The sequence below is a fragment of the Streptomyces sp. NPDC001594 genome (genome assembly GCF_042893675.1).
Taxonomy (GTDB): domain Bacteria; phylum Actinomycetota; class Actinomycetes; order Streptomycetales; family Streptomycetaceae; genus Streptomyces.
Window position 1 is genome coordinate 1 of record NZ_JBIAVB010000011.1, and the last position, 23,641, is coordinate 23,641.

19 protein-coding genes and 1 pseudogene are annotated in these 23,641 nt (G+C 72.2%); 7 read left to right on the forward strand and 13 right to left on the reverse strand.

Features of this window, described 5'->3' with window-relative positions; translation table 11 throughout:
* Positions 1-391: 391 nt before the first annotated feature.
* The 3 genes from ACFY0O_RS21930 to thyX form a co-directional block, all read right to left on the reverse strand.
* The gene (locus tag ACFY0O_RS21930; RefSeq protein WP_388948919.1) at positions 392-2,077 is read right to left on the reverse strand and encodes a ribonuclease J; all 1,686 of its coding nucleotides are present in this window, start codon (positions 2,075-2,077) and stop codon (positions 392-394) included.
* A gap of 113 nt (positions 2,078-2,190) precedes the next feature.
* Positions 2,191-3,090, reverse strand: coding sequence for a 4-hydroxy-tetrahydrodipicolinate synthase (gene dapA / locus ACFY0O_RS21935; RefSeq protein ID WP_358892621.1), 900 nt, complete (start codon positions 3,088-3,090; stop codon positions 2,191-2,193).
* Between the two features lie 242 nt (positions 3,091-3,332).
* Positions 3,333-4,073, reverse strand: a complete 741-nt coding sequence (gene thyX / locus ACFY0O_RS21940; RefSeq protein WP_388948921.1) for an FAD-dependent thymidylate synthase — start codon at positions 4,071-4,073, stop codon at positions 3,333-3,335.
* A 215-nt stretch (positions 4,074-4,288) separates the two neighbouring features.
* Here thyX and ACFY0O_RS21945 point away from each other — a divergent pair, with 215 nt between their 5' ends.
* Both ACFY0O_RS21945 and ACFY0O_RS21950 read left to right on the forward strand, forming a co-directional pair.
* Positions 4,289-4,531 carry a hypothetical protein gene (locus tag ACFY0O_RS21945; protein WP_079430072.1) on the forward strand — a complete coding sequence of 81 codons (243 nt, stop codon included), beginning with the start codon at positions 4,289-4,291 and terminating at the stop codon, positions 4,529-4,531.
* Positions 4,532-4,578: 47 nt separating this feature from the next.
* Positions 4,579-5,136 (forward strand): PH domain-containing protein, encoded by a 558-nt coding sequence (locus tag ACFY0O_RS21950; RefSeq protein ID WP_388948924.1) that lies wholly within the window; start codon positions 4,579-4,581, stop codon positions 5,134-5,136.
* A 90-nt stretch (positions 5,137-5,226) separates the two neighbouring features.
* Here ACFY0O_RS21950 and ACFY0O_RS21955 read toward each other — a convergent pair whose 3' ends face one another.
* The 6 genes from ACFY0O_RS21955 to eccD form a co-directional block, all read right to left on the reverse strand.
* A complete protein-coding gene (locus ACFY0O_RS21955) occupies positions 5,227-5,679 on the reverse strand; it encodes a hypothetical protein (protein ID WP_358892624.1) in 453 nt (150 codons plus the stop codon).
* A gap of 15 nt (positions 5,680-5,694) precedes the next feature.
* A complete protein-coding gene (gene dapB, locus ACFY0O_RS21960; protein ID WP_388948927.1) occupies positions 5,695-6,447 on the reverse strand; it encodes a 4-hydroxy-tetrahydrodipicolinate reductase in 753 nt (250 codons plus the stop codon).
* Positions 6,448-6,471: 24 nt separating this feature from the next.
* Entirely contained in the window at positions 6,472-7,851 is a 1,380-nt protein-coding gene (locus ACFY0O_RS21965; RefSeq protein ID WP_388948930.1) for a M16 family metallopeptidase, read from the reverse strand.
* Positions 7,848-10,070: a polyribonucleotide nucleotidyltransferase gene (locus tag ACFY0O_RS21970; RefSeq protein ID WP_388949443.1), complete on the reverse strand. Its 2,223-nt coding sequence runs from the start codon at positions 10,068-10,070 to the stop codon at positions 7,848-7,850. The genes ACFY0O_RS21965 and ACFY0O_RS21970 overlap by 4 nt, the downstream gene beginning before the upstream one ends.
* A gap of 319 nt (positions 10,071-10,389) precedes the next feature.
* Entirely contained in the window at positions 10,390-10,677 is a 288-nt protein-coding gene (rpsO, locus tag ACFY0O_RS21975; RefSeq protein WP_007266917.1) for a 30S ribosomal protein S15, read from the reverse strand.
* A 172-nt stretch (positions 10,678-10,849) separates the two neighbouring features.
* Positions 10,850-12,355, reverse strand: a complete 1,506-nt coding sequence (gene eccD, locus ACFY0O_RS21980; RefSeq protein ID WP_388948933.1) for a type VII secretion integral membrane protein EccD — start codon at positions 12,353-12,355, stop codon at positions 10,850-10,852.
* 220 nt (positions 12,356-12,575) lie between these two features.
* On the opposite strand from eccD, the gene eccCa reads away from it, so the two are divergent.
* Positions 12,576-16,529, forward strand: coding sequence for a type VII secretion protein EccCa (eccCa, locus tag ACFY0O_RS21985; protein WP_388948936.1), 3,954 nt, complete (start codon positions 12,576-12,578; stop codon positions 16,527-16,529).
* Positions 16,530-16,675: 146 nt separating this feature from the next.
* On the forward strand, positions 16,676-16,909 hold the full coding sequence (locus ACFY0O_RS21990) for a DUF397 domain-containing protein (protein WP_007266914.1): 234 nt from the start codon (positions 16,676-16,678) through the stop codon (positions 16,907-16,909).
* A 92-nt stretch (positions 16,910-17,001) separates the two neighbouring features.
* Here the strand turns inward: ACFY0O_RS21990 and ACFY0O_RS21995 are convergent, their stop codons facing one another.
* From ACFY0O_RS21995 to eccB, 4 genes are all read right to left on the reverse strand, one after another.
* Positions 17,002-17,313: a WXG100 family type VII secretion target gene (locus tag ACFY0O_RS21995; RefSeq protein WP_388948939.1), complete on the reverse strand. Its 312-nt coding sequence runs from the start codon at positions 17,311-17,313 to the stop codon at positions 17,002-17,004.
* Positions 17,314-17,350: 37 nt separating this feature from the next.
* A complete protein-coding gene (locus ACFY0O_RS22000; RefSeq protein WP_388948941.1) occupies positions 17,351-17,671 on the reverse strand; it encodes a WXG100 family type VII secretion target in 321 nt (106 codons plus the stop codon).
* Positions 17,672-17,821: 150 nt separating this feature from the next.
* On the reverse strand, positions 17,822-19,039 hold the full coding sequence (gene mycP / locus ACFY0O_RS22005; RefSeq protein ID WP_388948944.1) for a type VII secretion-associated serine protease mycosin: 1,218 nt from the start codon (positions 19,037-19,039) through the stop codon (positions 17,822-17,824).
* A 15-nt stretch (positions 19,040-19,054) separates the two neighbouring features.
* Complete coding sequence (gene eccB, locus ACFY0O_RS22010) at positions 19,055-20,635, reverse strand: type VII secretion protein EccB (RefSeq protein WP_388948948.1); 1,581 nt, start codon at positions 20,633-20,635, stop codon at positions 19,055-19,057.
* A gap of 203 nt (positions 20,636-20,838) precedes the next feature.
* Here eccB and eccE point away from each other — a divergent pair, with 203 nt between their 5' ends.
* From eccE to ACFY0O_RS22025, 3 genes and pseudogenes are all read left to right on the forward strand, one after another.
* The gene (gene eccE / locus ACFY0O_RS22015) at positions 20,839-22,167 is read left to right on the forward strand and encodes a type VII secretion protein EccE (RefSeq protein WP_388948951.1); all 1,329 of its coding nucleotides are present in this window, start codon (positions 20,839-20,841) and stop codon (positions 22,165-22,167) included.
* A gap of 43 nt (positions 22,168-22,210) precedes the next feature.
* Positions 22,211-22,924, forward strand: coding sequence for a hypothetical protein (locus tag ACFY0O_RS22020; RefSeq protein ID WP_388948954.1), 714 nt, complete (start codon positions 22,211-22,213; stop codon positions 22,922-22,924).
* A gap of 297 nt (positions 22,925-23,221) precedes the next feature.
* Positions 23,222-23,341, forward strand: a pseudogene (locus ACFY0O_RS22025) (SCO5717 family growth-regulating ATPase); the annotation flags it as partial.
* Positions 23,342-23,641 lie beyond the last annotated feature (300 nt).

A 23,641-nucleotide genomic window follows, 5' to 3' on the forward strand; every position in this document is an offset into this window, starting at 1 on the left:
GGACGCTTCCTTTGTACTCACCCTCGCGGGCTTTCCTCCGGGCTTTCGTTCTTGCGATTCAGACTCTATCAGAGTCTTTCTCGCTCGCTTTCCAGGTCCTTCGCTTTCGCGTTTTTCCTTTCCGGCGGTTCCGACTCTATCAGATTCTTTTCCGTTCCGTTTCCGGTCTGGATTCGAATTCCGATGGCCTTCGGAGGGGCCTTTCCCTTTCGGGCGGGACAGACTTTATCAGGTTTCCCCGGTCTGGATTCCCATCCTCCCCGGGACACCGGTCCGGGCACACGTGTGTGCGCCGTTCCGTGCGGGGTGGAGTCGTCAACTTACTGGAGCGGGGCCCCCGGATGCAAATCCAGGGGCCCCGCTCCGGTGAGTCGCTGCCGACGGGTCCGGATCAGACCTCGACGACGACCGGGAGGATCATCGGGCGGCGGCGGTAGCCGTCCGAGACCCACTTGCCCACCGTGCGGCGGATGAGCTGCTGGATCTGGTGCGGCTCGGCCACGCCGTCGGCCGCGGCGCGGGCGATGGCCTCCTCGATCTTCGGGGCGACCGCCGTGAAGGCGGAGTCCTCGATGCCGGAGCCGCGGGCCTGGATGGTCGGGCCGCTGACGACCTTGCCTGTGGTGCTGTCCACCACGACGAAGACCGAGACGATGCCCTCCTCACCCAGGATGCGGCGGTCCTTCAGGGAGGCCTCGGTGACGTCGCCGACCGAGAGGCCGTCCACGTACACGTAGCCGGCCTGGACCTTGCCGGAGATGCGGGCCTTGCCGTCGATCAGGTCGACGACCACGCCGTCCTCGGCGATGACGATGCGGTCCTTCGGGACGCCCGTCATGGCACCGAGCTCGGCGTTGGCGCGCAGGTGGCGCCATTCGCCGTGGACCGGCATCAGGTTCTTCGGCTTGCAGATGTTGTAGAAGTACAGCAGCTCGCCGGCCGAGGCGTGGCCCGAGACGTGGACCTTGGCGTTGCCCTTGTGGACGACGTTCGCGCCCCAGCGGGTCAGGCCGTTGATCACGCGGTAGACCGCGTTCTCGTTGCCCGGGATCAGGGACGACGCCAGGATCACGGTGTCGCCGGGGACGATCCGGATCTGGTGGTCGCGGTTGGCCATGCGGGACAGGGCCGCCATCGGCTCGCCCTGGGAACCCGTGCACACCAGCACGACCTCGTCGTCCGGCAGGTCGTCGAGGGTCTTGACGTCGACGACGAGGCCGGCCGGGACCCGGAGGTAGCCCAGGTCACGGGCGATGCCCATGTTGCGGACCATGGAGCGGCCGACGAAGGCGACCCGGCGGCCGTACTCGTGGGCGGCGTCCAGGATCTGCTGGATGCGGTGCACGTGGCTGGCGAAGGACGCCACGATGATCCGCTTCTGGGCACCCGCGAAGACGCCGCGGATGGCGTTGGAGATGTCGCGCTCCGGCGGGACGAAGCCCGGGACCTCGGCGTTCGTCGAGTCCGAGAGGAGGAGGTCGATGCCCTCCTCGCTCAGACGCGCGAAGGCGTGCAGGTCCGTGAGGCGGTTGTCCAGCGGCAGCTGGTCCATCTTGAAGTCGCCGGTGGCGACGACCAGGCCGGCGCCGGTGCGGATGGCGACCGCGAGGGCGTCCGGGATGGAGTGGTTGACGGCGATGAACTCGCAGTCGAAGGGGCCGAGGTTCTCGCGCTCGCCTTCCTTCACCTCAAGGGTGTAGGGGCGGATGCGGTGCTCCTGCAGCTTGGCCTCGATGAGGGCCAGCGTCAGCTTGGAGCCGATCAGCGGGATGTCCGGCTTCTCCCGGAGGAGGTAGGGGACGGCGCCGATGTGGTCCTCGTGGCCGTGGGTGAGGACGATGCCCTCGATGTCGTCGAGCCGGTCCCGGATGGACGTGAAGTCCGGAAGGATCAGGTCGATGCCCGGCTGCTCCTCCTCGGGGAAGAGGACGCCGCAGTCGACGATCAGGAGGCGGCCGTCGAACTCGAAGACGGTCATGTTGCGGCCGATCTCGCCGAGACCGCCCAGGGGGGTGACCCGCAGGCCGCCCTTGGGGAGCTTCGGCGGCGGGCCCAGTTCAGGGTGCGGATGGCTCAAAGGTTCTCCTTCACCACGCGCGCCACGTACCCATCCGGCACGTGGCGCCCATGTCATTCGTGCACTTGCTCTTGTCTGTTTCGGTCGTGCTTATTCAGTTGTGAAGTCCGTTGTCAGAGCTGTACCCCGCCGGCGGCGAGATCGAGCTTGAGCTGGGCCGTCTCTTCGTCGGTCAGACCGATCAGCGGGAGGCGCAGCGGGCCCGCGGGGAGCCCCTGGAGGTCCAGGGCGGCCTTGGTGGTCATCACGCCCTGGGTGCGGAACATACCCGTGAAGACGGGGAGCAGCTTCTGGTGGATCTCGGTGGCCTTCTGCACGTCGCCGCCGAGGTGCGCTTCGAGCATCTCGCGCAGGTCGGGGGTGACCACGTGGGCGACGACGGAGACGAAGCCGACGGCGCCGACGGACAGCAGCGGCAGGTTCAGCATGTCGTCGCCGGAGTACCAGGCCAGGCCGCTCTGGGCGATGGCCCAGCTGGCGCGGCCGAGGTCGCCCTTGGCGTCCTTGTTGGCGACGATGCGGGGGTGCTCGGCGAGCCGGACCAGGGTCTCGGTGTTGATCGGGACGCCGCTGCGGCCGGGGATGTCGTAGAGCATGACCGGCAGCTCGGTGGCGTCCGCGATGGCCGTGAAGTGCTGGAAGAGGCCTTCCTGCGGCGGCTTGCTGTAGTAGGGCGTGACCGCGAGGAGGCCGTGGGCGCCGGTGCGCTCGGCCTGGCGGGCCAGCTCGAGGGTGTGGCGGGTGTCGTTGGTGCCGATCCCGGCCACGACGTGGGCGCGGTCGCCGACCGCTTCGAGTACGGCTCGTACGAGGTCGTTTTTCTCCGCGTCGGTGGTCGTGGGGGACTCACCGGTGGTGCCGTTGATGATCAGGCCGTCGTTGCCTGCGTCCACCAGGTGGACGGCGAGACGCTGCGCGCCGTCGAGGTCAAGTGCGCCATCCGCCGTGAACGGCGTGATCATGGCGGTGAGGACCCGCCCGAAGGGGGTCTGCGGAGTCGAGATCGGAGCCATGGGTAACACGCTACTCGCTGCCATGCTCGCGGTGTCCCCTCGGGGGACGTCAACCGGGGATCCGTCGTGCGTTCCCCCGGCGGCGGCCGGGGGTCCGGGTTGTTGGATCCCGGCACTGCCTGCTCGGGGGTTCAAGCAGTGCCGGGTCCGTTTGATCAGCCTAGATGAACTTTACGAAACGCCGCAATACGGACACTTGGGACTTCTCTTGGCACATCAGTACGCCGTGCGTGCATCGGTCCTTACGGGGCAACGCGACCGTTGCCGTTGAAGGCCGCGTAGGTCAGCGGCATGAGCTGCGCCCAGTGCTGCTCCATCTTCTCGCCGACCATCTCGATCTCCCGCTGCGGGAAGGACGGAACCTTCGCCAGCTCGTGCTGGGTGCGCAGGCCGAGGAAGTGCATGAGCGAGCGCGCGTTGCACGTGGCGTACATCGACGAGAACAGGCCGACCGGCAGGACCGCCCGGGCGACCTCGCGCGCCACGCCCGCCGCGAGCATCTCCTGGTAGGCCTCGTAGGCCTGGCGGTAGCTGTCCTCCATGACCCGCCCGGTCAGCTCCTGCTGCGCCTCGGTGCCCTCGACGAAGACGTACTTGCCCGGACGGCCCTCCTGGACGAGCTTGCGCTCGGCGTCGGGCACGTAGAAGACCGGCTGGAGCTCCCTGTAGCGGCCGGACTCCTCGTTGTAGGACCAGCCCACGCGGTGGCGCATGAACTCGCGGAACACGAAGATCGGGGCGCTGATGAAGAAGGTCATCGAGTTGTGCTCGAAGGGGCTGCCGTGGCGGTCGCGCATCAGGTAGTTGATGAGGCCCTTGGAGCGCTCCGGGTCCTTCTGGAGCTCCTCCAGGGACTGCTCCCCGGCCGTCGACACACGGGCGGCCCACAGCACGTCGCTGTCGGCGGCGGAGTGCTTGACCAGCTCCACCGTCACATCACTGCGGAAGCTGGGTTTCAGGTCGGGGGCGACGGTCTCGCTCACACGGAGTCCTTCCGAACGGGTCTTTCGAGGGGCGCGCCCACTCTACGGCGATCGGCGGCACCCTCCCGACAGGCGACGGGGGCGCCGGGCTCACCCGGACAGCTGACGGGCCGCCACGGATTTGGGCGGATGTCCCGGAATCCGGCACCGATCGGCGCTTTCGTTCGTCTTACCGGGCAGACGTACCAGCCCCCTACTCAGAGGAGTGTTGCCCCATGTTTCGCCGCCGGCGCGAACCCGTCCCGTTCGCCTTCGTCGCCGAGGCCGACCGTTTCCGAAGCAATGTCACTCCGCCGCCGCGCGAGAGTCTGAGCATGACCCAGATCACCGCCCGTAGTCTGGTCGGACTGACCGTGGTGGCGGGGCTCGTCGGGTCCCTGCTCTTCGGCATGCCCGCCCTGCAGCCCTACAAGGCGACCGGCAAGGCGCAGCAGTCGCAGGCCTCCGAAGGGCGGTAGCCTCACGGGCACAGATCAACGAACGTGCATGTGAGTGAGGTCCAGCCGTGCCCCTGCCCTTCCTGACGGCCGACGGCGTCTTCGACGCCGACGAGGACGCGGCGCTCCCGCATGCGGATCCCGAGCGCTGGCGCAGGCCCTACCGGCCCGGCCCCTGGCGGGTGGCCGGTGCGGCGCTGCTCCTGCTGCTCTCGGCCTTCATGCTGCTGGCCACCGTGATCATCGCCTTCGCGGGCACCTGGGCCGGCGCCGCGGTCGCCGGAGCCGCCTCGCTCGCCGTGATCGGTTCGGCGCTGCGGATCCTTCGCGCGGGTGTCTGGGTCAGTCCCGGAGGGCTGCGCCACGTCGGGTTCTTCACGACCCGTTCGATCCCGTGGAGCGAGGTCGAGGAGGTCAGGAAGGTCCAGCAGCCGGTGCGCTGGCTGGGGCTGCCGAGGACCGTGCAGGGGCAGGCCCTGACGGTGGCCGGCCGGGGCGGCGCGGAGCTTCCGGTGCTGCTGACCGACCACAGCGCCGACTTCCTGTCGCGCGGTGAGGCCTTCGACCGGGCGGCCGTCCTGGTGGAGGCGTGGGCCGAGGAGTACCGGGCCTCCGTGCCCGCCTGACGGTCCGGAAGGACGCACGAGGGCCCGTACGGGGATCGTCCCGTACGGGCCCTTCGTCCGTGCCGGTGCGTGCCGGGTGCCGGGCGGCGGTCACGCGCCGGCGTGCGCCGCCTGGTGCAGGGCGATGGCCCTCTGCATGGCCTTGCGGGCCCGCGGGGTGTCGCGGGCGTCGTGGTAGGCGACGGCGAGGCGGAACCAGGTGCGCCAGTCCCCCGGCGCGTCCTCGGTCTCGGCCTTGCGGCGCGCGAAGACCTCGTCGGCGGAGTCCCGCAGGATCCGGCCGTACTGGTCCCGCTCCAGTTCGTCGACGGGCAGGCCGCCCTCGGCCTCCAGCTCGGCGGCGAGCTGGTTGGCGCGGGTGACGAAGCGGGTGTTCATCCAGAGGAACCAGATGCCGATGACCGGCAGGATCAGCACGGCCGCGCCGAAGGTGACGGTGAGCCAGGTGCCCTGCTGGATCAGCATCAGCCCGCGGCTGCCGACCAGGGCGAAGTAGACGACCAGGACGGCGGCCGTGATGAAGTAGGTGATCTTCGCGCGCATGGTGCTACTGCCTCATCAGCCGAGGTCGAGGAAGTTTTCCAGGCCGAAGGTGAGGCCCGGGGTCTGCGTCACGCGGCGCACGCCGAGCAGGATGCCCGGCATGAAGCTGCTGTGGTGCAGGGAGTCGTGACGGATGGTCAGGGTCTCGCCCTCGCCGCCGAGGAGGACCTCCTGGTGGGCCAGGAGGCCGCGCAGGCGGATGGCGTGCACCGGAACGCCGTCGACGTCCGCGCCGCGGGCGCCGTCGAGGGCGGTGGCGGTGGCGTCCGGCTGCGCGCCGAGGCCGGCCTGGGCACGGGCTGCCGCGATGAGCTGGGCGGTGCGGGTCGCGGTGCCCGAGGGGGCGTCGACCTTGTTGGGGTGGTGGAGCTCGACGACCTCGACGGACTCGAAGTAGCGGGCGGCCTGGGCGGCGAACTTCATGGTGAGGACGGCGCCGATGGAGAAGTTCGGGGCGATGAGCACCCCGGTCTCCGGGGAGCCGGCCAGCCAGTCGTTCAGCCGGCCGAGGCGGTCCTCGTTCCAGCCGGTGGTGCCGACGACGGCGTGGATGCCGTGGCCGACGAGGTAGTCGAGGTTGTCCATCACCGAGTCGGGGGTGGTCAGCTCGACGGCGACCTGGGCCCCGGCGTCGGCCAGGGCCTCCAGCTTGTCGCCCCGGCCGAGGGCCGCCACCAGCTCCATGTCGGCGGCGGCCTCGACGGCCTTGACGGCCTCGGAGCCGATGCGGCCCTTGGCGCCGAGGACTGCCACGCGCAGCTTGCTCATGCTTGTTTCCTTCACTCGTACGGGCTAGGCGACCGCTTCGTCCAGGCGGGCCGCCTGCTTCTCCTTGAGCGGGCCGACCACCGCGAGCGAGGGCCGCTGCGCCAGTACATCCCGGGCGACTTCGCGGACGTCGTCCGGGGTCACCTCGGAAATGCGGGCCAGCATCTCGTCGACCGACATCTGGTCGCCCCAGCACAGCTCGCTCTTGCCGATGCGGTTCATGATCGCGCCGGTGTCCTCCAGGCCGAGGACGGTGGAGCCGGAGAGCTGGCCGACGGCGCGCCGGATCTCCTCGTCGGTGAGTCCCTCGGAGGCGACCTTGTCGAGCTCGTCGCGGCAGATCCGCAGGACGTCGTGGACCTGGTTGGGCCGGCAGCCGGCGTAGACGCCGAAGAGGCCGGTGTCGGCGAAGCCGGAGGTGTACGAGTACACGCTGTAGGCCAGGCCGCGCTTCTCACGGACCTCCTGGAAGAGCCGGGAGGACATGCCGCCGCCGAGGGCGGTGTTCAGCACGCCGAGGGCCCAGCGGCGGTCGTCGGTGCGGGCGAGGCCGGGCATGCCGAGGACCACGTGGGCCTGCTCGGTCTTGCGGTTCACCAGGTCGACGCGGCCGGCGGTGCGGACGCGCTTGCTGCCGGTGCGCGGGCCGAGGGGGGTCGCGCCGGTGTCGCGCAGGGCGCCGGCCTTCTCGAAGGCGGCGCGGACCTGGCGGACGACCTTGGCGTGGTCGACGTTGCCGGCGGCGGCGACGACCAGGCGGGTGGGGTCGTAGTGCTTCTTCCAGAAGCGGCGGATCCGGTCGGCGCCGAGGGCGTTGATCGTGTCGACGGTGCCGAGGACGGGGCGGCCGAGCGGCGAGTCCCCGTACATGGTCTGGGCGAAGAGGTCGTGGACCATGTCGCCCGGGTCGTCCTCGGTCATCGCGATCTCTTCGAGGATGACCCCGCGCTCGGCGTCGACGTCCTCCTCGCGGATCAGCGAGCCGGTGAGCATGTCGCAGACCACGTCGATGGCCAGCGGCAGGTCGGTGTCGAGCACCCGGGCGTAGTAGCAGGTGTACTCCTTCGCCGTGAAGGCGTTCATCTCGCCGCCGACCGCGTCGATCGCGGAGGAGATGTCGAGGGCGGTGCGCTTGGCGGTGCCCTTGAAGAGGAGGTGCTCCAGGTAGTGGGTGGCGCCGTTGAGGGCGGGGGTCTCGTCGCGGGAGCCGACGTTGGCCCAGATGCCGAAGGTGGCGGAGCGCACGGACGGCAGCGTCTCGGTGACGACGCGCAGTCCGCCGGGCAGGACGGTGCGGCGGACGGTGCCGATGCCGTTCTCGCCCTGGAGGAGGGTTTGGGTACGGGCGACGGCCCGCCCCTCCGAAGAGGGGCGGGCCGTCACACGGGAACTACGCGACGTCACTTGTCGGAGTCGTCCTTGTCAGCATCGGCGTCGGCGGTCTCGCCCTCGATCACGGGGACCAGGGAGAGCTTGCCGCGCTGGTCGATCTCGGCGATCTCGACCTGCACCTTGGTGCCGACCGCGAGCACGTCCTCGACGTTCTCCACGCGCTTGCCACCGGCGAGCTTGCGGATCTGCGAGATGTGCAGCAGGCCGTCCTTGCCGGGCATGAGGGAGACGAAGGCACCGAAGGTGGTGGTCTTGACGACCGTACCCAGGTAGCGCTCGCCGACCTCCGGCATGGTCGGGTTGGCGATCGCGTTGATCGTGGCGCGGGCGGCCTCGGCGGCCGGGCCGTCGGCGGCACCGATGTAGATGGTGCCGTCGTCCTCGATCGTGATCTCGGCGCCGGTGTCCTCCTGGATCTGGTTGATCATCTTGCCCTTGGGGCCGATGACCTCACCGATCTTGTCCACCGGGATCTTGACGGTGATGATCCGCGGGGCGTTGGGGGACATCTCGTCCGGCGTGTCGATCGCTTCCATCATCACGTCGAGGATGTGGAGGCGGGCGTCGCGGGCCTGGGTGAGGGCCGCGGCCAGGACGGAGGCCGGGATGCCGTCCAGCTTGGTGTCGAGCTGGAGGGCGGTGACGAACTCCTTGGTGCCGGCGACCTTGAAGTCCATGTCGCCGAAGGCGTCCTCCGCACCGAGGATGTCGGTGAGGGCGACGTAGTGGGTCTTGCCGTCGATCTCCTGGGAGATCAGGCCCATGGCGATACCGGCGACGGGGGCCTTGAGGGGCACACCGGCGTTCAGCAGCGACATGGTGGAGGCGCAGACCGAGCCCATGGACGTCGAACCGTTGGAGCCGAGGGCCTCGGACACCTGGCGGATCGCGTAGGGGAACTCCTCGCGGGTCGGCAGGACCGGCAGGATCGCGCGCTCGGCGAGCGCGCCGTGGCCGATCTCGCGGCGCTTCGGGGAGCCGACGCGGCCGGTCTCGCCGACGGAGTACGGCGGGAAGTTGTAGTTGTGCATGTAGCGCTTGCGGGTCACCGGGGAGAGGGTGTCCAGCTGCTGCTCCATGCGGAGCATGTTGAGGGTGGTGACGCCCAGGATCTGGGTCTCGCCACGCTCGAACAGCGCCGAGCCGTGCACGCGCGGGATGGCCTCGACCTCGGCGGCCAGGGTGCGGATGTCGGTCAGGCCACGGCCGTCGATGCGGACCTTGTCCTTGATGACGCGCTCGCGCACCAGGGCCTTGGTCAGGCTGCGGTAGGCGGCGGAGATCTCCTTCTCGCGGCCCTCGAAGGCCGGGAGGAGCTTCTCGGCGGCGATGTCCTTGACGCGGTCCAGCTCGGCCTCGCGGTCCTGCTTGCCCGCGATGGTGAGCGCCTGGGCCAGCTCGCCGCGGACGGCCTGCTCCAGGGCGGTGTAGACGTCCTGCTCGTAGTCGAGGAAGACGGGGAACTCGCCCTCGGGCTTGGCGGCCTTGGCGGCGAGGTCGGCCTGGGCCTTGCACAGGACCTTGATGAAGGGCTTCGCGGCCTCGAGGCCGGCGGCCACGATCTCCTCGGTCGGCGCCTCGGCGCCGCCCTTGACCAGGGCGATTGTCTTCTCGGTGGCCTCGGCCTCGACCATCATGATCGCGACGTCGCCGTCCTCCAGGACGCGGCCCGCGACGACCATGTCGAAGACGGCGTCCTCGAGCTCGGTGTGCGTCGGGAAGGCCACCCACTGGCCGCGGATCAACGCGACGCGGACGCCGCCGATCGGGCCGGAGAAGGGCAGGCCGGCCAGCTGCGTGGACGCGGACGCGGCGTTGATCGCGATGACGTCGTACAGGTGGTCGGGGTTGAGCGCCATGATCGTGGCGACGACCTGGATCTCGTTGCGCAGGCCCTTCTTGAAGGAGGGGCGCAGCGGGCGGTCGATCAGGCGGCAGGTGAGGATCGCGTCCTCGGAGGGGCGGCCCTCGCGGCGGAAGAAGGAGCCGGGGATCTTGCCGGCGGCGTACTGCCGCTCCTCGACGTCGACCGTGAGGGGGAAGAAGTCGAGCTGGTCCTTGGGCTTCTTCGACGCGGTGGTCGCGGAGAGCACCATCGTGTCGTCGTCCAGGTAGGCGACGGCGGAGCCGGCGGCCTGGCGGGCGAGGCGGCCCGTCTCGAAGCGGATGGTGCGGGTGCCGAAGGAGCCGTTGTCGATGACGGCCTCGGCGTAGTGGGTCTCGTTCTCCACTAGCGTTTTCTCCATTTTCGTCGTCTTCCGTCCGCCACCCGTGTGGTGGTGGACGTCCGCCCCGGCCACCCGTGTGGTGGGGGACGGTTGCGGAGAAGCGCTCCTGGCGTGCGGGCCGGTCTTCGATCGAAGCACCCGGTTCCCGGCCCCTGCGTGGGGGCTTTCCGGATGCCACTACCGAGGACCGGCGGCGTAGGGAGGGCGCTCCTCCTCTTCAGTTGTGCGCTGTGTCCCAGCCTACAAAGCGTGGGGTACGTCGCGCACGTACGGCAAAGGGAGCGGCCCCATCGGTGTGGGAACCGCTCCCTTCACAGTGTGCTTACTTGGCGCCGGCCGCACCGCGGCGGATGCCGAGGCGCTCGACCAGCGTACGGAAGCGCTGGATGTCCTTCTTGGCCAGGTACTGCAGCAGGCGGCGGCGCTGGCCGACGAGGATCAGCAGACCACGACGGGAGTGGTGGTCGTGCTTGTGGGTCTTGAGGTGCTCGGTCAGGTCCGAGATGCGGCGGGAGAGCATCGCGACCTGGACCTCGGGAGAGCCGGTGTCGCCCTCCTTGGCACCGAATTCGGCGATGATCTGCTTCTTCGTAGCGGCGTCGAGCGGCACGCTTACTCCTCGTTTAGGTCTTCGTGGCCACCGAGTGCCCCAGGTCGAATTCTCTGGGGATCTTCCATGACTCGGGAGGCGGGGTCCGCTGAGCGCAGCCTCCAGAGGATTCCGGGGGCGCGTACACAAACGGCCGTCACACAGCGTACCAGGCTGCCGGGACGTGGACGTCTCAGCTGGTGAGAGAGCGGGCTCGGCCGTACACGTCGAGGACGGCCAGGGCCAGCGGCACCAGGCTGAGCAGGACCGCGGCCTCGGTGAGGTCGAGCAGCCTCCCCCAGAAGGGTGACAGGCCCTTGCGGGGGATGACAAGCGCGATTCCGGCGAGGAGGGCCGCGCCCGCGGCGACGGCGGCGGAGAGCCAGATCGTACGGAGGTCCAGGCCGCCGCGGTCGTGGTAGCGGGTGAACTCGATCATCAGGTCGACGGGCGGGTGCAGGGCCAGGCCCAGGACGAGCAGCCCGACGGCGGCGAGGCCGGCGACCAGGGCGCAGACCACCTGGGAGGTGTAGCGGAAGAGGCGGGCGCGCAGCAGCACGGCCAGCCCGGAGGCCAGCGCCAGGAGGCGGCCCCAGGTGTCGTCGGAGAAGCCGAGGACGGCGGCGGACCCCACGGTGACGGCGGCGCAGCCCGCGACCAGGCCGAGGAGCATCTCGTGGCCGCGGCGGGCCTGGGCGGCGACGGCTTCGGCGTCGATCGGTTCGCCCTGGTCGGCGCGGCCGTCGCCGGGCTGGTCACCGTACGGGTCGGCGTCGTGGCGGTCCGGGGTCTCGTAGCCGGGGGCGGCGCTCTGCGGGGCGGCGTAGCCGATGGGCAGGCGGGCGAAGCGGGCGGAGAGGCCGGGGAGGAAGGCGACGAGGCCGATGGCGACGGGGGCGCAGACCGCGGCGGTGGCGGTCGCGGAGGCGCCGGTGGCGATGGCCGCGAAGGTGGCGAGGGTGCCGGTGGCGGCGAGGAAGGTGGCCGCGACGAAGGGGGCGTCGCCGTGCGGGGTGAGCGCGGTCAGGGCGACGGAGGCGACGAGGACGCAGCCGCAGCCGAGCAGGAACTGCAGACGGCCGGGTCCCTGGCCGGGGCCGGCGGCGACGATGCCGGAGCCGGCGATCAGCAGGTGCGGGAGTGCGCCGAGGCCGAGGGCGACGGCGGAGCCGCGGTCGCGGTAGACGCGGGCGCGCACCGCGGCGGCGGCGGTGAGCAGGACGCCGGCGGATCCGGCGATGATCCCGGGCAGGCCGTGCATGTCGTGGCGGACGGGGTCGGCGTACCAGAGGACGAAGCCGAGGAGGACGAGCAGCACGGCGGCGCCGGCCAGGCCCGCGCCGCGGAGCAGGTCGTCGCTCCAGCGGTGCCGGTCGCGGACGACGGCGGAGGCGACGGCGTCGGAGACGTCGTCGAACACGGCGGGCGGCAGGGACTCGGCGAAGGGGCGCAGGCTGAGCACCTCGCCGTCGAGGACCTGCTGGGCGGCGAGGGTGCGGGCCCCGTCGAGGACGACGCCGGAGCGGCGTACGAGGTGGAAGCCGGTGGGGGCGCCGGGGGGCTGGGTCTGGCCGGTGAGCCGCAGCAGCTCCGGGTAGACGTCGGCGACGGCGATGTCCTCGGGGAGGGCGACGTCGATACGGCTGTCCGGGGCCACGACGGTGACCCTGCAGAATCCGGTCGCCTCGGCCGTACTCACCTGTGTGACCCCCTGTTGCCGCCACGGGGCGGCCGATTCGCGGATGCGCATGGGTGGATGCGCGTGGTGCGCGCGCCACCCTACCCGGAGGGGGTCCGGCCGTCGGCAAGTAGGATCACGGTTCGCGCCCGGGCGCGGGGTGCGGTAGTCCCCTGCGGGTCCGGGGAGTTGGGGGCGGCGGTCGCGGCGTCCCGTCCGCTTTCGAGGGATTGATGCTCCGGTGAGCCAGATCGTCGTCAAGCGCCCGCCCCGGTCGCTGCCGCCCGAAGTCCCTTCGGAGGAGCTGCGGCTGGAGTCCCCGCCGGAGCTTCCGCGGGGGCAGCAGGAGGGGCTGCTGATGCAGCTCCTGCCGATGTTGGGCATGGGTTCCTCGGTCGTGTTCTTCTTCATGCCGGGTGCGGCGCCGTTCATGCGGATCATGGGCGTGTTGATGCTGGTGTCCACGGTGGGCATGGTCATAGCCCAGCTGGTGCGCCACCGGCGCGGTACGCAGGGGCAAATGGCCGACGTGCGGCGGGACTACCTCAAGTACCTGGCGCAGACACGCCGTCAGGTGCGCAGGACGGCGCGGGCGCAGCGGGACGCGCAGCTGTACCTGCACCCGGCCCCCGAGCAGTTGTGGTCGGTGGTGGCCGAGGGTTCGCGGCTGTGGGAGCGGCGGGTCGGTGACGCGGACTTCGGGCAGGCCCGGCTGGGGCTGGGGGCGCAGGGGCTGGCGACGCCGCTGGTGGCGCCGGACACGGCGCCGGTGGACGAGCTGGAGCCGCTGACGGCGGGGGCGATGCAGCGCTTCCTGAAGGTGCACTCCTCGCTGGACGGGCTGCCGGTGGCGGTGTCGATGCGGGCGTTCTACCACGTGACGGTGTCCGGGGAGGCGGAGTCGGCGCGCGGGGCCGCGCGGGCGATGGTGGCGCAGCTGGCGACGCTGCACTCCCCCGAGGACCTGGTGGTCGCCGTGGTGGCCGCGCCGGGGGCGGTGGCGGCGTGGGACTGGGTGAAGTGGCTTCCGCACACGCAGGTGCCCGGGCAGGTGGACGGGGCCGGCTCGAAGCGGCTGTTCAGTGATGACCTGGGCGAGCTGGAGGGGCTGCTGGGGCCCCGGCTGGACGGGCGGCCGCGGTTCAGCCGGGACGTGTCGCCGGTGCTGGACCAGCCGCACCTGGTGGTGGTCCTGGATGGCGGGATGGTGCCGCCGGACTCGGTGTTCGCGGCGGCCGAGGGGCTGCAGGGCGTGACCGTCGTCGAGGTGGTCGCGGGCGAGCTGGACGAGCCGCGCGGCGGGCTGTCGGTCGTGGTGCGGCCGGGCCGGCTGCGGCTGGAGTCGGGCGCGGGGGTCGCGTACGAGGGGGTGCCGGACACCCTGTCGCTGCCGGCGGCCGAGGCACTGGCCCGGCAGCTGGCGCCGTTGCGCACGGGCGGCGGGGACGACGACGAGCCGCTGCTGGCGAACCTGGACTTCACCGACCTGCTGAACCTGGGCGACGCGGCCTCGGTGGACGTGTCCCGCACCTGGCGGCCGCGGTCGGCCGGTGAGCGGCTGCGGGTGCCGATCGGGGTGGGCGAGGACGGCGCGCCGGTGATGCTGGACCTGAAGGAGGCCGCGCAGGAGGGCATGGGCCCGCACGGGCTGTGCGTGGGCGCGACGGGTTCGGGCAAGTCGGAGCTGCTGCGCACGCTGGTGCTGGGTCTGGCGGTGACCCACACCTCGGAGACGCTGAACTTCGTCCTCGCGGACTTCAAGGGCGGTGCCACCTTCACGGGCATGGGGCAGATGCCGCACGTCGCGGCGGTGATCACCAACCTGGCGGACGACCTGACGCTGGTCGACCGGATGGGCGACTCGATCCGCGGCGAGCTCCAGCGGCGCCAGGAGCTGCTGCGCGCGGCGGGCAACTACGCGAACATCCACGACTACGAGAAGGCGCGCGCGGCGGGGGCGGCGCTGGAGCCGCTGGCCTCGCTGGTGCTGGTGATCGACGAGTTCAGCGAGCTGCTGACGGCGAAGCCCGACTTCATCGACATGTTCATCCAGATCGGCCGGATCGGCCGTTCGCTGGGCGTGCACCTGCTGCTGGCCTCGCAGCGGCTGGAGGAGGGCAAGCTGCGCGGCCTGGACACGTACCTGTCGTACCGGATCGGTCTGCGGACCTTCTCGGCGGCGGAGTCGCGGACGGCGATCGGCGTGCCGGACGCGTACCACCTGCCGTCGGTGCCCGGTTCGGGCTACCTGAAGTTCGGTACGGACGAGATGACGCGGTTCAAGGCGGCGTACGTCTCGGGCGTCTACCGTTCGGGCGGGCGGGAGCTGGCGGTGGGGCCGTTCCCGGTGGAGCGGCGGCCGGTGCTGTTCACGGCGGCTCCGGTGCCGGTGGTGTACGCGGCCCCGGACCCGGCGCACCTGGCGGTGCGGCCGGAGCGGGAGGACGACGCGCTCGCGGACACGGTGCTCGACGTGATCGTGGGGCGGCTGGAGGGGCAGGGGGTGCCGGCGCACCAGGTGTGGCTGCCCCCGCTGGACCGGGCGCCGTCGCTGGACCAGCTGCTGCCGGCGCTGGCCCCGTCGGCGGAGCGCGGGCTGCACGCGGAGGGGTACACGCGGCCGGGCGGGCTGGTGGTGCCGCTCGGGCTGATCGACAAGCCCTTCGAGCAGCGGCGCGAGGTGCTCTACCGGGACTTCTCGGGGGCGGCGGGCCACATGCTGGTGGTCGGCGGCCCGCAGTCGGGCAAGTCGACGCTGATGCGGACGCTGATCTCGGCGTTCGCGCTCACGCACACCCCGCGCGAGGTGCAGTTCTACGGGCTGGACTTCGGCGGTGGCGGCATGTCGGCGGTGGCGGAGCTGCCGCACGTGGGCGGGATCGCCTCGCGGCTGGATCCGGAGCGGGTGCGGCGTACGGTGGCGGAGGTGGCGGGGATCCTGAACCGCCGGGAGGAGTTCTTCCGGGCGAACGGGATCGACTCCATGGCCACCTACCGGCGCCGGCGGGCGGCGGGCGAGCTGCCGGGCGAGGCGTGGGGCGACGTGTTCCTGGTCGTCGACGGCTGGGGCGGCTTCCGCGGCGAGTACGAGGGCCTGGAGCAGGTGGTCACCGACATCGCCTCGCGGGGTCTGGGCTACGGCGTGCACGTGGTGGTGACGGCGGCCCGGTACATGGAGGTGCGGGCCGCGCTGAAGGACCAGATGCTGGGGCGGCTGGAGCTGCGGCTCGGTGACGTCATGGACTCCGAGTTCGACCGCCGGGTGGCCGCGAACGTGCCGACGGGCATGCCGGGGCGCGGTCAGGTGCCGGAGAAGCTGCACTTCCTGGGCGCGCTGCCGCGCACCGACGGCTCGCACGAGGCCGAGAGCCTCTCGGAGGGCACGGCGGAGTTCGTGGCGGCGGTGCGGTCCGGCTGGCAGGGTCCGGCGGCTCCGGGCGTCCGGCTGCTGCCGCGGCTGCTGCACGCCGACCAGCTGCCCAAGGGCGGCGAGTTCCCGGAGCGCGGGATCGCGGTCGGCATCGACGAGACGGCACTGGAGCCGGTGTTCGTCGATTTCGACGCGGACCCCTTCTTCCTGGTGTTCGGCGAGAGCGAGTCCGGCAAGACGAACCTGCTGCGGCTGATCGCCCGGCAGATCGCCGAACGGTATCCGCCGGAGCAGGCGAAGCTGGTGGTCGGCGACTACCGGCGCGGGCTGCTGGGGGCGCTGCCGGAGGAGCACCTGCTGGAGTACGCGCCGATGGCGAATTCCCTGCAGACGCACATGGAGGCGCTGGCCGGGGTGTTCTCGCGCCGCCAGCCGCCCACCGACGTCACCCCGCAGCAGCTGCGGGACCGCAGCTGGTGGACCGGCCCGAACGTGTTCATCGTGATCGACGACTACGACCTGGTGGCCACGAGCCAGGGCAATCCGCTGGCACCGCTGGTGGAGTTCCTGCCCTTCGCCCGGGACACGGGGGTCCGGTTCATCATCGCGCGGAACTCGGCGGGGGCCTCGCGGGCCCTGTACGAGCCGTTCATGCAGCGGATCAAGGAGCTGGGGGCGCAGGGCGTGGTGCTGTCGGGCGATCCGTCCGAGGGGGACCTGCTCGGATCGGTCCGGCCGCGCCCGATGCCCGCGGGCCGCGGCTACTACGTCTCGCGGCGGCGCGGGACGTCCCTGGTGCAGCTGGGGCGGATGCCGGGGTTGTAGGCCGGGGTGGCGGGGCGGGGTGCTGGGCCCGGGTTGTGGGCCAGGGTTTCGTTTCCGGCGGAAACGGGCCCCGGGCGGCGGGCCCTCACCGATAATCGGCTGCGAAGACCGAGCAGCACCGCACGACCGACGGGAAGGGCCGCATCATGGGCACCCAGCAGGAGAAGGACGAGCTGTACGCGCTCGACATCAGCGACGTCGAGTGGCAGGGGCCGCCCGGGACCAGCCCGGACGAGGAGCGGGTCGAGATCGCCAAGCTGCCCGAGGGCGCGGTGGCGATGCGGTCGTCCCTGGACCGTGACACGGTGCTGCGGTACACGGCGGCCGAGTGGGAGGCGTTCGTCCTCGGGGCCCGGGACGGGGAGTTCGACCTCACCTGAGGGGTGCGGGAGCCGTACGAAGAGGGGGCGCGCCCGGTGCGGGCGCCCCCCCTCTTCGTATGCCCGTGTGCGGTGAGCCGTGGGACTCCGGCTCAGAAGGCTTCGGTGAACGCGCGGGAGGCCTTCACGTCGGTGGCGCGGTAGGCGCCCTTGCCGTGCTCGATGAGGCGGGCGGCCTCCTCGAGCCTCTTCTGCATGTGGTCGGCGCGCGCGTGGTACTTCTTCTGGAGCTCCAGGTACTGGGTGTGCGCCTCACCGTCCCAGGTGTCGGTGACGACCTTCACGGCCGACTCCATCTCCTCGAGGTCCTTGAGGATGTTCCTGGACACCACGCGGATGCGGTCCGCCATCTGCTGGACGCTCTCGTACCGTACCCGGGTGTGGCCGTCGTTGTTGCCGGACATGATCTTCTCCTTCGGCTGGCGTGCGGGGCGGGGCGGCTCAGAGGCTGTCGAGGCCCGACTTGCGGGCCTGGGCGAACGCCTGGTGCACTTCCTCGTCCTGTGCGTTGGTGAGGTTCTTGGTCTCCGACACGGCGTGGTGCAGCACGCGGAGCAGGCGGCGGATCGCGTCGTGGTCCTCGTTCAGCTCCACCTGGGCCGACGTGAACCCGTCGGCGCCGACACCGGTCCAGCCCGCGGCGGCGGTGGCCAGGATGTCGGCCAGCTCGCGCGCCTGGCTGGACACCGCGTCGCCCGTCTCGGCGATCTTGTTGGCCGCCTTGACGACCGGATCGTCGGCAAGTCCGAAATTGGTAGTCATCCGAAGCTCCTCACTTCTCAATTCCCCGGCCGAACCAGGGGATCGCGCGGCGGAGCGGATCGTCCGGGCGCGGATTGCAGCCGCGCGCACCGGAGTTCCCCCTCTGCCTCACGCCCTCCCCCGATCTCAGTCGTGAAGACTGCGGTCACTCTAGCCAGTTCGACCGGCACGCCCAACACGGCGGCGGGCCTCGCGCACCACGGTGGCGGTCACGGCGATGACGGCGATGAGCAGACCGGTGATGCCCAGGGCGTACGTGCCGATCCGTTCGTCGCGCTCCCGCGCCGTCTCGGTGAGCGGCAGCGGTACCGCCTGCGGGGCGGCCGCCGGGGGCGGGCCCGGGTCCGGGACGGGGGCCCGGGGGGGCTCGCGGTCCTGGGTGAGCGCCCGTACGGGGTCCACGACGCCCCAGCCCACGTAGTCGTCGCGGCCCTTGACGGAGCGCTCGGCGGTGTTCTGGATCTGCCAGACCACCTCCTGCGCGGTCCAGTCCGGGTGCTTGGCGCGCAGCAGGGCGGCGACCCCGGCGACGTAGGGGGCGGAGAAGCTGGTGCCGTTGTCGATGCACTGCCCGAAGCCCGGGACGGTGGAGACCATGTCGACGCCGGGGGCGGCGATACCGATGAAGTCGCCGGGCTGGGAGAACGCCGCGCGCTCGTTGTTGCGGTCGGAGGAGGCGACGGCGAGGACCCCGGGGAAGGCGGCCGGGTAGGTCCTGCGCTTCTCGCCGCTCATCCCGTCGTTGCCGGCGGAGGCGACGACCACGGCCTTGGCCTCCTGGGCCCGCTGGACCGCCTTGGCGAGCTCGGAGTCGGCGGTCAGGGGGGCGTCGGTGTCCTGGGAGATGTTGATCACCTGGGCACCCTTGGCCACGGCGTGGTCGATGGCCTGGGCGAGGGTGGCCGCGTTGCCGTTGCCCTGTCCGTCGTTCTGCCGGATGGGGATGACGGTGGCCTCGGGGGCCAGGCCGACGAAGCCGGTGCCCTGCTGGGGGCGGGCCGCGATCAGTCCGGCGACCTTGGTGCCGTGGCCGACGGTGTCGTTGGTGCCGTCGCCGCCCTTGGGGTCGAGGAAGTCGCGGCCGGCGCCGGCGTCGAGGGCGCCGGTCAACTGGGGGTTGGCGCGGTCGACGCCGGTGTCGATGACCGCGACGCGGACGCCCTTGCCCCTGGTCTGCGCCCACAGGGCGTCGAAGGTGAGGCGCTGGAGGGCCCAGGGGCGGTCGGCGATCTGCTTCTTCATGGGGAAGGTGCACTCCCCGGCGCCTGCGGGGCCCAGGGCGGGGACCGCCTGAGCGGGGGGTGCGGCCAGGAGGGCGACGGTGAGCGCGGCCAGCGGCAGGGCGGCGGCGCGGGAGGGCTGGGGCACGGCCGGCGTCCTCACTCAGGAACCCTGGGGCTGACGGGCGGAGTTGGTGTCCAGGCGGGGCCCCTTGGAGAGGAACTCCGACCAGGCGATGGGCACCAGTGCCGGGACCACGCCGCCGTAGCCGAGCCGGACCTGCGCCTGGCTGGGCTCGGGCCGGCCGTCACCGGCCGCGCCCGGGGCCTGCGGGTCGGGGGCGCCGATCTTCGACTGCTCGGCGTCGCTGTCGCCGTTGGCCTGCACGGCGTACCGCAGGCCCGTGTCGGTGACCAGGAACAGGGCGCCGCCCGCGTTGGCCTGGCGGCCCTGGACCTGGGTGTAGAGCAGGCCGGTGCCGGGGGTGACGTACGAGCTGGTGCCGCTGGCGGTGATGTCGACGGGGAAGCCGGTCCCGGCCCAGGTGCTCAGCGTCTGGTTGCCCTGGGGGTCGACGGAGCGCAGGACGTTGCAGACGGTGTCGCGCTGTTCGCCGGACGGGGCCGAGCCGGGCGCGGCCGCGACCCGGTTGACCTGGGCGGTGCGCTTGCGGGGCCAGCGGACCTCGTCCTTGAAGGCGGTGGCCTCGGGGTTCAGGGCCTGGAGGTCGACCTCGTGGGCCTTGCCGTGCATGTTCAGGGTGTCGGTGGCGGGTGCGGAGATCAGCAGCCAGGCGACGAACTCCGAGACCGGGGCGACCCGGTCGGGCAGGACCACGTAGTGCTGGGTGCCGGAGCCGGTCTGGGCGGTCAGCACCATCCCGACCCGGTTGTCGGTGCTGCCGAGCCCCTGGACGGAGGCGGGGGCGCCGGCGGTGCCGGGCAGCTGGGGGAAGCCGAGGTCGTCGCCGGAGTTGAGGGTGGCCAGCCATTCCTCGGTGACCGGCTGGGGGGTGGCGCCGGTGCCGACGAGGGCCGTGGTCAGGGTGCCGGAGTCGGGCCGGCCCTCGGGGAACCTGTACTTCGTGCCGGCCGAGTCGACCAGGTAGCGCTCCTTGGCGCCGCCGGTGCTCTGCACGTACAGCACCTGGGTGTCGGTGGTGCGGCGCGCGTCGTCCAGGAGGCCCGCCTCGCGGTCGGCGAGGACGAAGGCGGCCGTCTGCACGCCCCGGTTGTTGCCGCCGGGCTGCTGGCAGACGGCCCAGCGCTTGGCCTTGGCCGCGTCGGCCTTCGCGGGGAGCCGGTCGGGGGCGTAGGGGATGCCGATGATGGGGCCGCGCGGGGGCTTGCCGGCGTCGAGCAGCTTGTCGTCGACCTGGACGACCTTGGCCTTCTGCGGGTCGAGGAGGAGCCGCGCGGAGGCCAGGTTCAGGACGGGGTGGAGCCGGGTCTGGTCCTTGCCGTTGATCTTGGTGGTGAGGACCACGTACCGGGTCGTGGACTGCTTGCCGACGATGACCATGGCGCCGGGTTCGTCCCAGCCCTTGGGTGCCTGCGGTTTGAACATGCCCCAGGCGCCGAAGCCGGCGACCAGGAGCGCGCCGACGACCACACCGGGCAGGACGGTGCGCAGCGGCCGGGGCGCGCCCTCCTCGGTTCCGCTGGCGGAGGGCTGGAGGAAGGCGGCCACCGTGCGCCGTTTCGCAAAGGTGTACGCGTTGAGCTCGTCGCGCCGTGACGCCATGACCGCCTGTTCCTCCCCGGGTGGGTTGGTCGGTGGGGCCCGGTGCGGCCCGGTGGGGCCGTTCCCCGGGCCCTTGGTTGTCGGACCGGGGACCTACTATGCCTGTTGACGGGGGATCGGCTGGTGTGGGGTGGGGTCCGGTGGGGGGATTCCGCCGTCGGGCGGCCTGGGCCGTACGGTGACCGGACTTCTTTGTTCCGCGCATGAGTTGGGGAGGTACGCCGGTGGGGGCCACCGCGACGGCGCCGCAGGCGGCCGAGGCAGCGACGACCGGAAGCGGCGGGGGCGCGCCGCAGGCCGCCGGCCGCGGCGGGGTCACACCGCATCCGAGGCCGAGCCCCGGCCGGTTCGGGCCGCTCCGGCTGCAACAGCTCGTGCTGCTCCAACTCGCCGCCGCCGCGCTGCTCGTGGCCTGGGTGGTGGAGCCGATGCTGCTGATGCCCGCCGGAGTGGTCGCGCTGGCCCTGGTGCTGCTCGCCCTCGTACGGCGCCACCAGCGCTCCCTGCCCGAGTGGATCGGCGGTGCGCTCGCGCTGCGCGCCCGGCGGCGCAGGGCCGCGACCGCGACCGTGCCCGCGGGCACCGAGCCGGGGCTCGCACCGCTGGTCGAGGCCGATCCGGCGCTGCGGACCACGGCCTTCGGCGGCCGGGACCGGCGTCCGGTCGGGCTGGTCGGCGACGGGACGTTCCTGACGGCGGTGGTCCAGGTGGACATGGACGCCACCGCCCTGCGGCCGGAGCGCACGGCGCGGCCGCTGCCGCTGTCCGCGGTGCGGGACGTCCTGGAGGTGGACGGGATCCGGCTGGAGTCGGCGCAGGTGGTGCAGCACACCCAGCCGGCCCCCGCCCCGCACCTGCCGGCGCAGTCGGTGGCGGCGCGCAACTACGCCCCGCTCCAGGCGCGGACGGGGACCCCGGCGGTGCGGCTGACGTGGATCGCCCTCAAGCTCGACCCGGAGCTGTGCCCCGAGGCGGTCGCCGCGCGCGGCGGAGGGCTCGCGGGGGCGCAGCGGTGCGTGGTGCGGGCGGCGGACCAGCTGGTGAGCCGGCTGACGGGGGCGGGGTTCCGGGCCACGGTGCTGACGGAGCAGGAGCTGACGGGCGCGCTGGCGACCTCGTCGTGCGCGAACCCGATGGCGATCACGCAGGCCGGGCGGTCGGCGAGCACGGGACGGCGTACGGAGGAGACCCCGCGCACCTGGCGCTGCGACGACCGGCGCCACACCACCTACTGGATAGCCCGCTGGCCGCAGCTGGGCGGCGCGGGGGCGGCACTGCCGCAGCTCGCGGCGCTGCTGACCTCGCTGCCCGCGCTGGCGACGAACTTCAGCCTGACGATGGCCCCGGCCGGGCGGCAGGGCGTGGCGTTGACGGGACACGTACGGGTGACGGGGCGCAGCGACGAGGAACTCGTCGCGGCCCGGCGGGAGCTCGAGCGGACGGCCCGGGGGGTGCGGACCGGGCTGGTCCGGCTGGACCGGGAGCAGGTGCCCGGGCTGCTGGCCTCGCTGCCGTTGGGCGGGGCGCGGTGAGGGGGTTGGGCGTGGGTGTTGTGGGTGCGGGTGCGGGTGTGGTTTGGGGTGGCGTGCTGTGAGGGGCGGGTTCGGGTTGGTCGGGCCGCGTCGGGAGCGGCATGTGGTGCCCGCGGCGGATCTGGACGCGCTGGCGGTGCCCGTCGGCGATGACGGGGTCGTCATCGGCGTGGATGCCGAGGGGCGGTCGGCGGTGCTGGGCGTGAACCGGCCCACCCCGTACGAGGTCACGCTGATCGGCGGCTTGTGGACCGCCCAGGTGCTGGCGCTGCGCACCGCCGCCACCGGGGCCCGTGTCGCGGTGGAGACGGGGCGCGCGCAGGTGTGGAACGAGCTGGCCCGGGCGGCCGGTGGCGGGCAGCAGTGCGTGACGCTGCACGAGGTGGGCCGGGTGCCTCCGCAGGGCGCTTCGGCGGGCAGTCCGGTCCTGGTGGTCCGGGACTGCGGGATGCGGCCGCCGCGGGGGCGGGTGGTGGCGGGGCCGTGGCAGTCGGTGCTGACCCTGCTGCCGTACCTGAGCCCGACGGCGCCGCGGCTGCTGCGGAACTCCGCGCTGGTGGGGGTGCAGAGGGTGTCCCCCGATGAGGCGGAGCAGGTGGGCGCGCTGATGCGGCTGCCCAGGGCGGCGGTGGACTCGCTGCCGACGCTGGGGGACGGGGTGACGCTGTGGTGCACGCCCCGGGACCGGAAGTTCGTGATGACGCAGGCGACGGAGACGGAGACCGGGTTGTTGGGGGCTGCGCGGCGGATCGACTGAGGCGGTGTTACGGGGGGCGGGGTGGTCGGGGGTCGCCTCGCCGGGCGTACGGGCCGACCTGCATGCCGTCCGGGAGGGCGATGCGCGTCGGATCGCTACGCGCTTCTCCCGTCTCGGTGTGCGACGGCCGTCCTGGGTGACGTCCGGTGATGGTTGCTCAGGGGCCGGGGGGCCTGTAGGCAGGACGTGTGGGGGCGCGACCTCCGGGGCTTTCGAGCACGGAGCGCGATTAGGCTGAGCGCGGGCGCGGCGTCTTGTGTGGGCGCCTGACCGGTGTGCGACAGACCAGGAGGATCAGTGAGCGGCGATCGGAACGAGAGGCGCGGCGGGACGTGGGATGTCCCGACGGACGATCAGTCCGACGCGGAGCCCGATGTGACGGGCGAGTTCACCATCGACTACACCCCGCCGGCCTGGTACACGCAGAGCCCGCCGCCCGCGCCGGCTGCGGGGGTGCCGGGGCTGCCCGAGGGCAGTGGTTTCGAGCCCCATCGGCCGGCGGACGTGGTCTCGCCCCCGACGATGCGGATCGCTCCGCCGGGGGCGCGCGGTGACGCCGGTGCGCCGTTGCCGGGGGCCGAGCCGGGCGCAGCCGTGCCTACGGCCTCGGGGGCGCAGCCGGGCGCAGCCGTGCCTCCGGCGTTCCCTGCGGGTACGCCGCCGATGCCTCGTGGTGCCGAGCCCGTTGCCGCGCCTGCGGCCGCGTCCCCGGGGGGT

What these genes read in the sequence shown, in the direction of transcription:
- dapA (WP_358892621.1), bottom strand. Translation starts at nt 3,090, where the DNA reads ATGGCTCCGATCTCGACTCCGCAGACCCCCTTCGGGCGGGTCCTCACC.
- ACFY0O_RS21945 (WP_079430072.1), top strand. Translation starts at nt 4,289, where the DNA reads ATGTTTCGCCGCCGGCGCGAACCCGTCCCGTTCGCCTTCGTCGCCGAG.
- ACFY0O_RS21955 (WP_358892624.1), bottom strand. Translation starts at nt 5,679, where the DNA reads ATGCGCGCGAAGATCACCTACTTCATCACGGCCGCCGTCCTGGTCGTC.
- dapB (WP_388948927.1), bottom strand. Translation starts at nt 6,447, where the DNA reads ATGAGCAAGCTGCGCGTGGCAGTCCTCGGCGCCAAGGGCCGCATCGGC.
- ACFY0O_RS21990 (WP_007266914.1), top strand. Translation starts at nt 16,676, where the DNA reads ATGGGCACCCAGCAGGAGAAGGACGAGCTGTACGCGCTCGACATCAGC.
- ACFY0O_RS21995 (WP_388948939.1), bottom strand. Translation starts at nt 17,313, where the DNA reads ATGTCCGGCAACAACGACGGCCACACCCGGGTACGGTACGAGAGCGTC.
- ACFY0O_RS22000 (WP_388948941.1), bottom strand. Translation starts at nt 17,671, where the DNA reads ATGACTACCAATTTCGGACTTGCCGACGATCCGGTCGTCAAGGCGGCC.
- eccB (WP_388948948.1), bottom strand. Translation starts at nt 20,635, where the DNA reads ATGGCGTCACGGCGCGACGAGCTCAACGCGTACACCTTTGCGAAACGG.
- eccE (WP_388948951.1), top strand. Translation starts at nt 20,839, where the DNA reads ATGAGTTGGGGAGGTACGCCGGTGGGGGCCACCGCGACGGCGCCGCAG.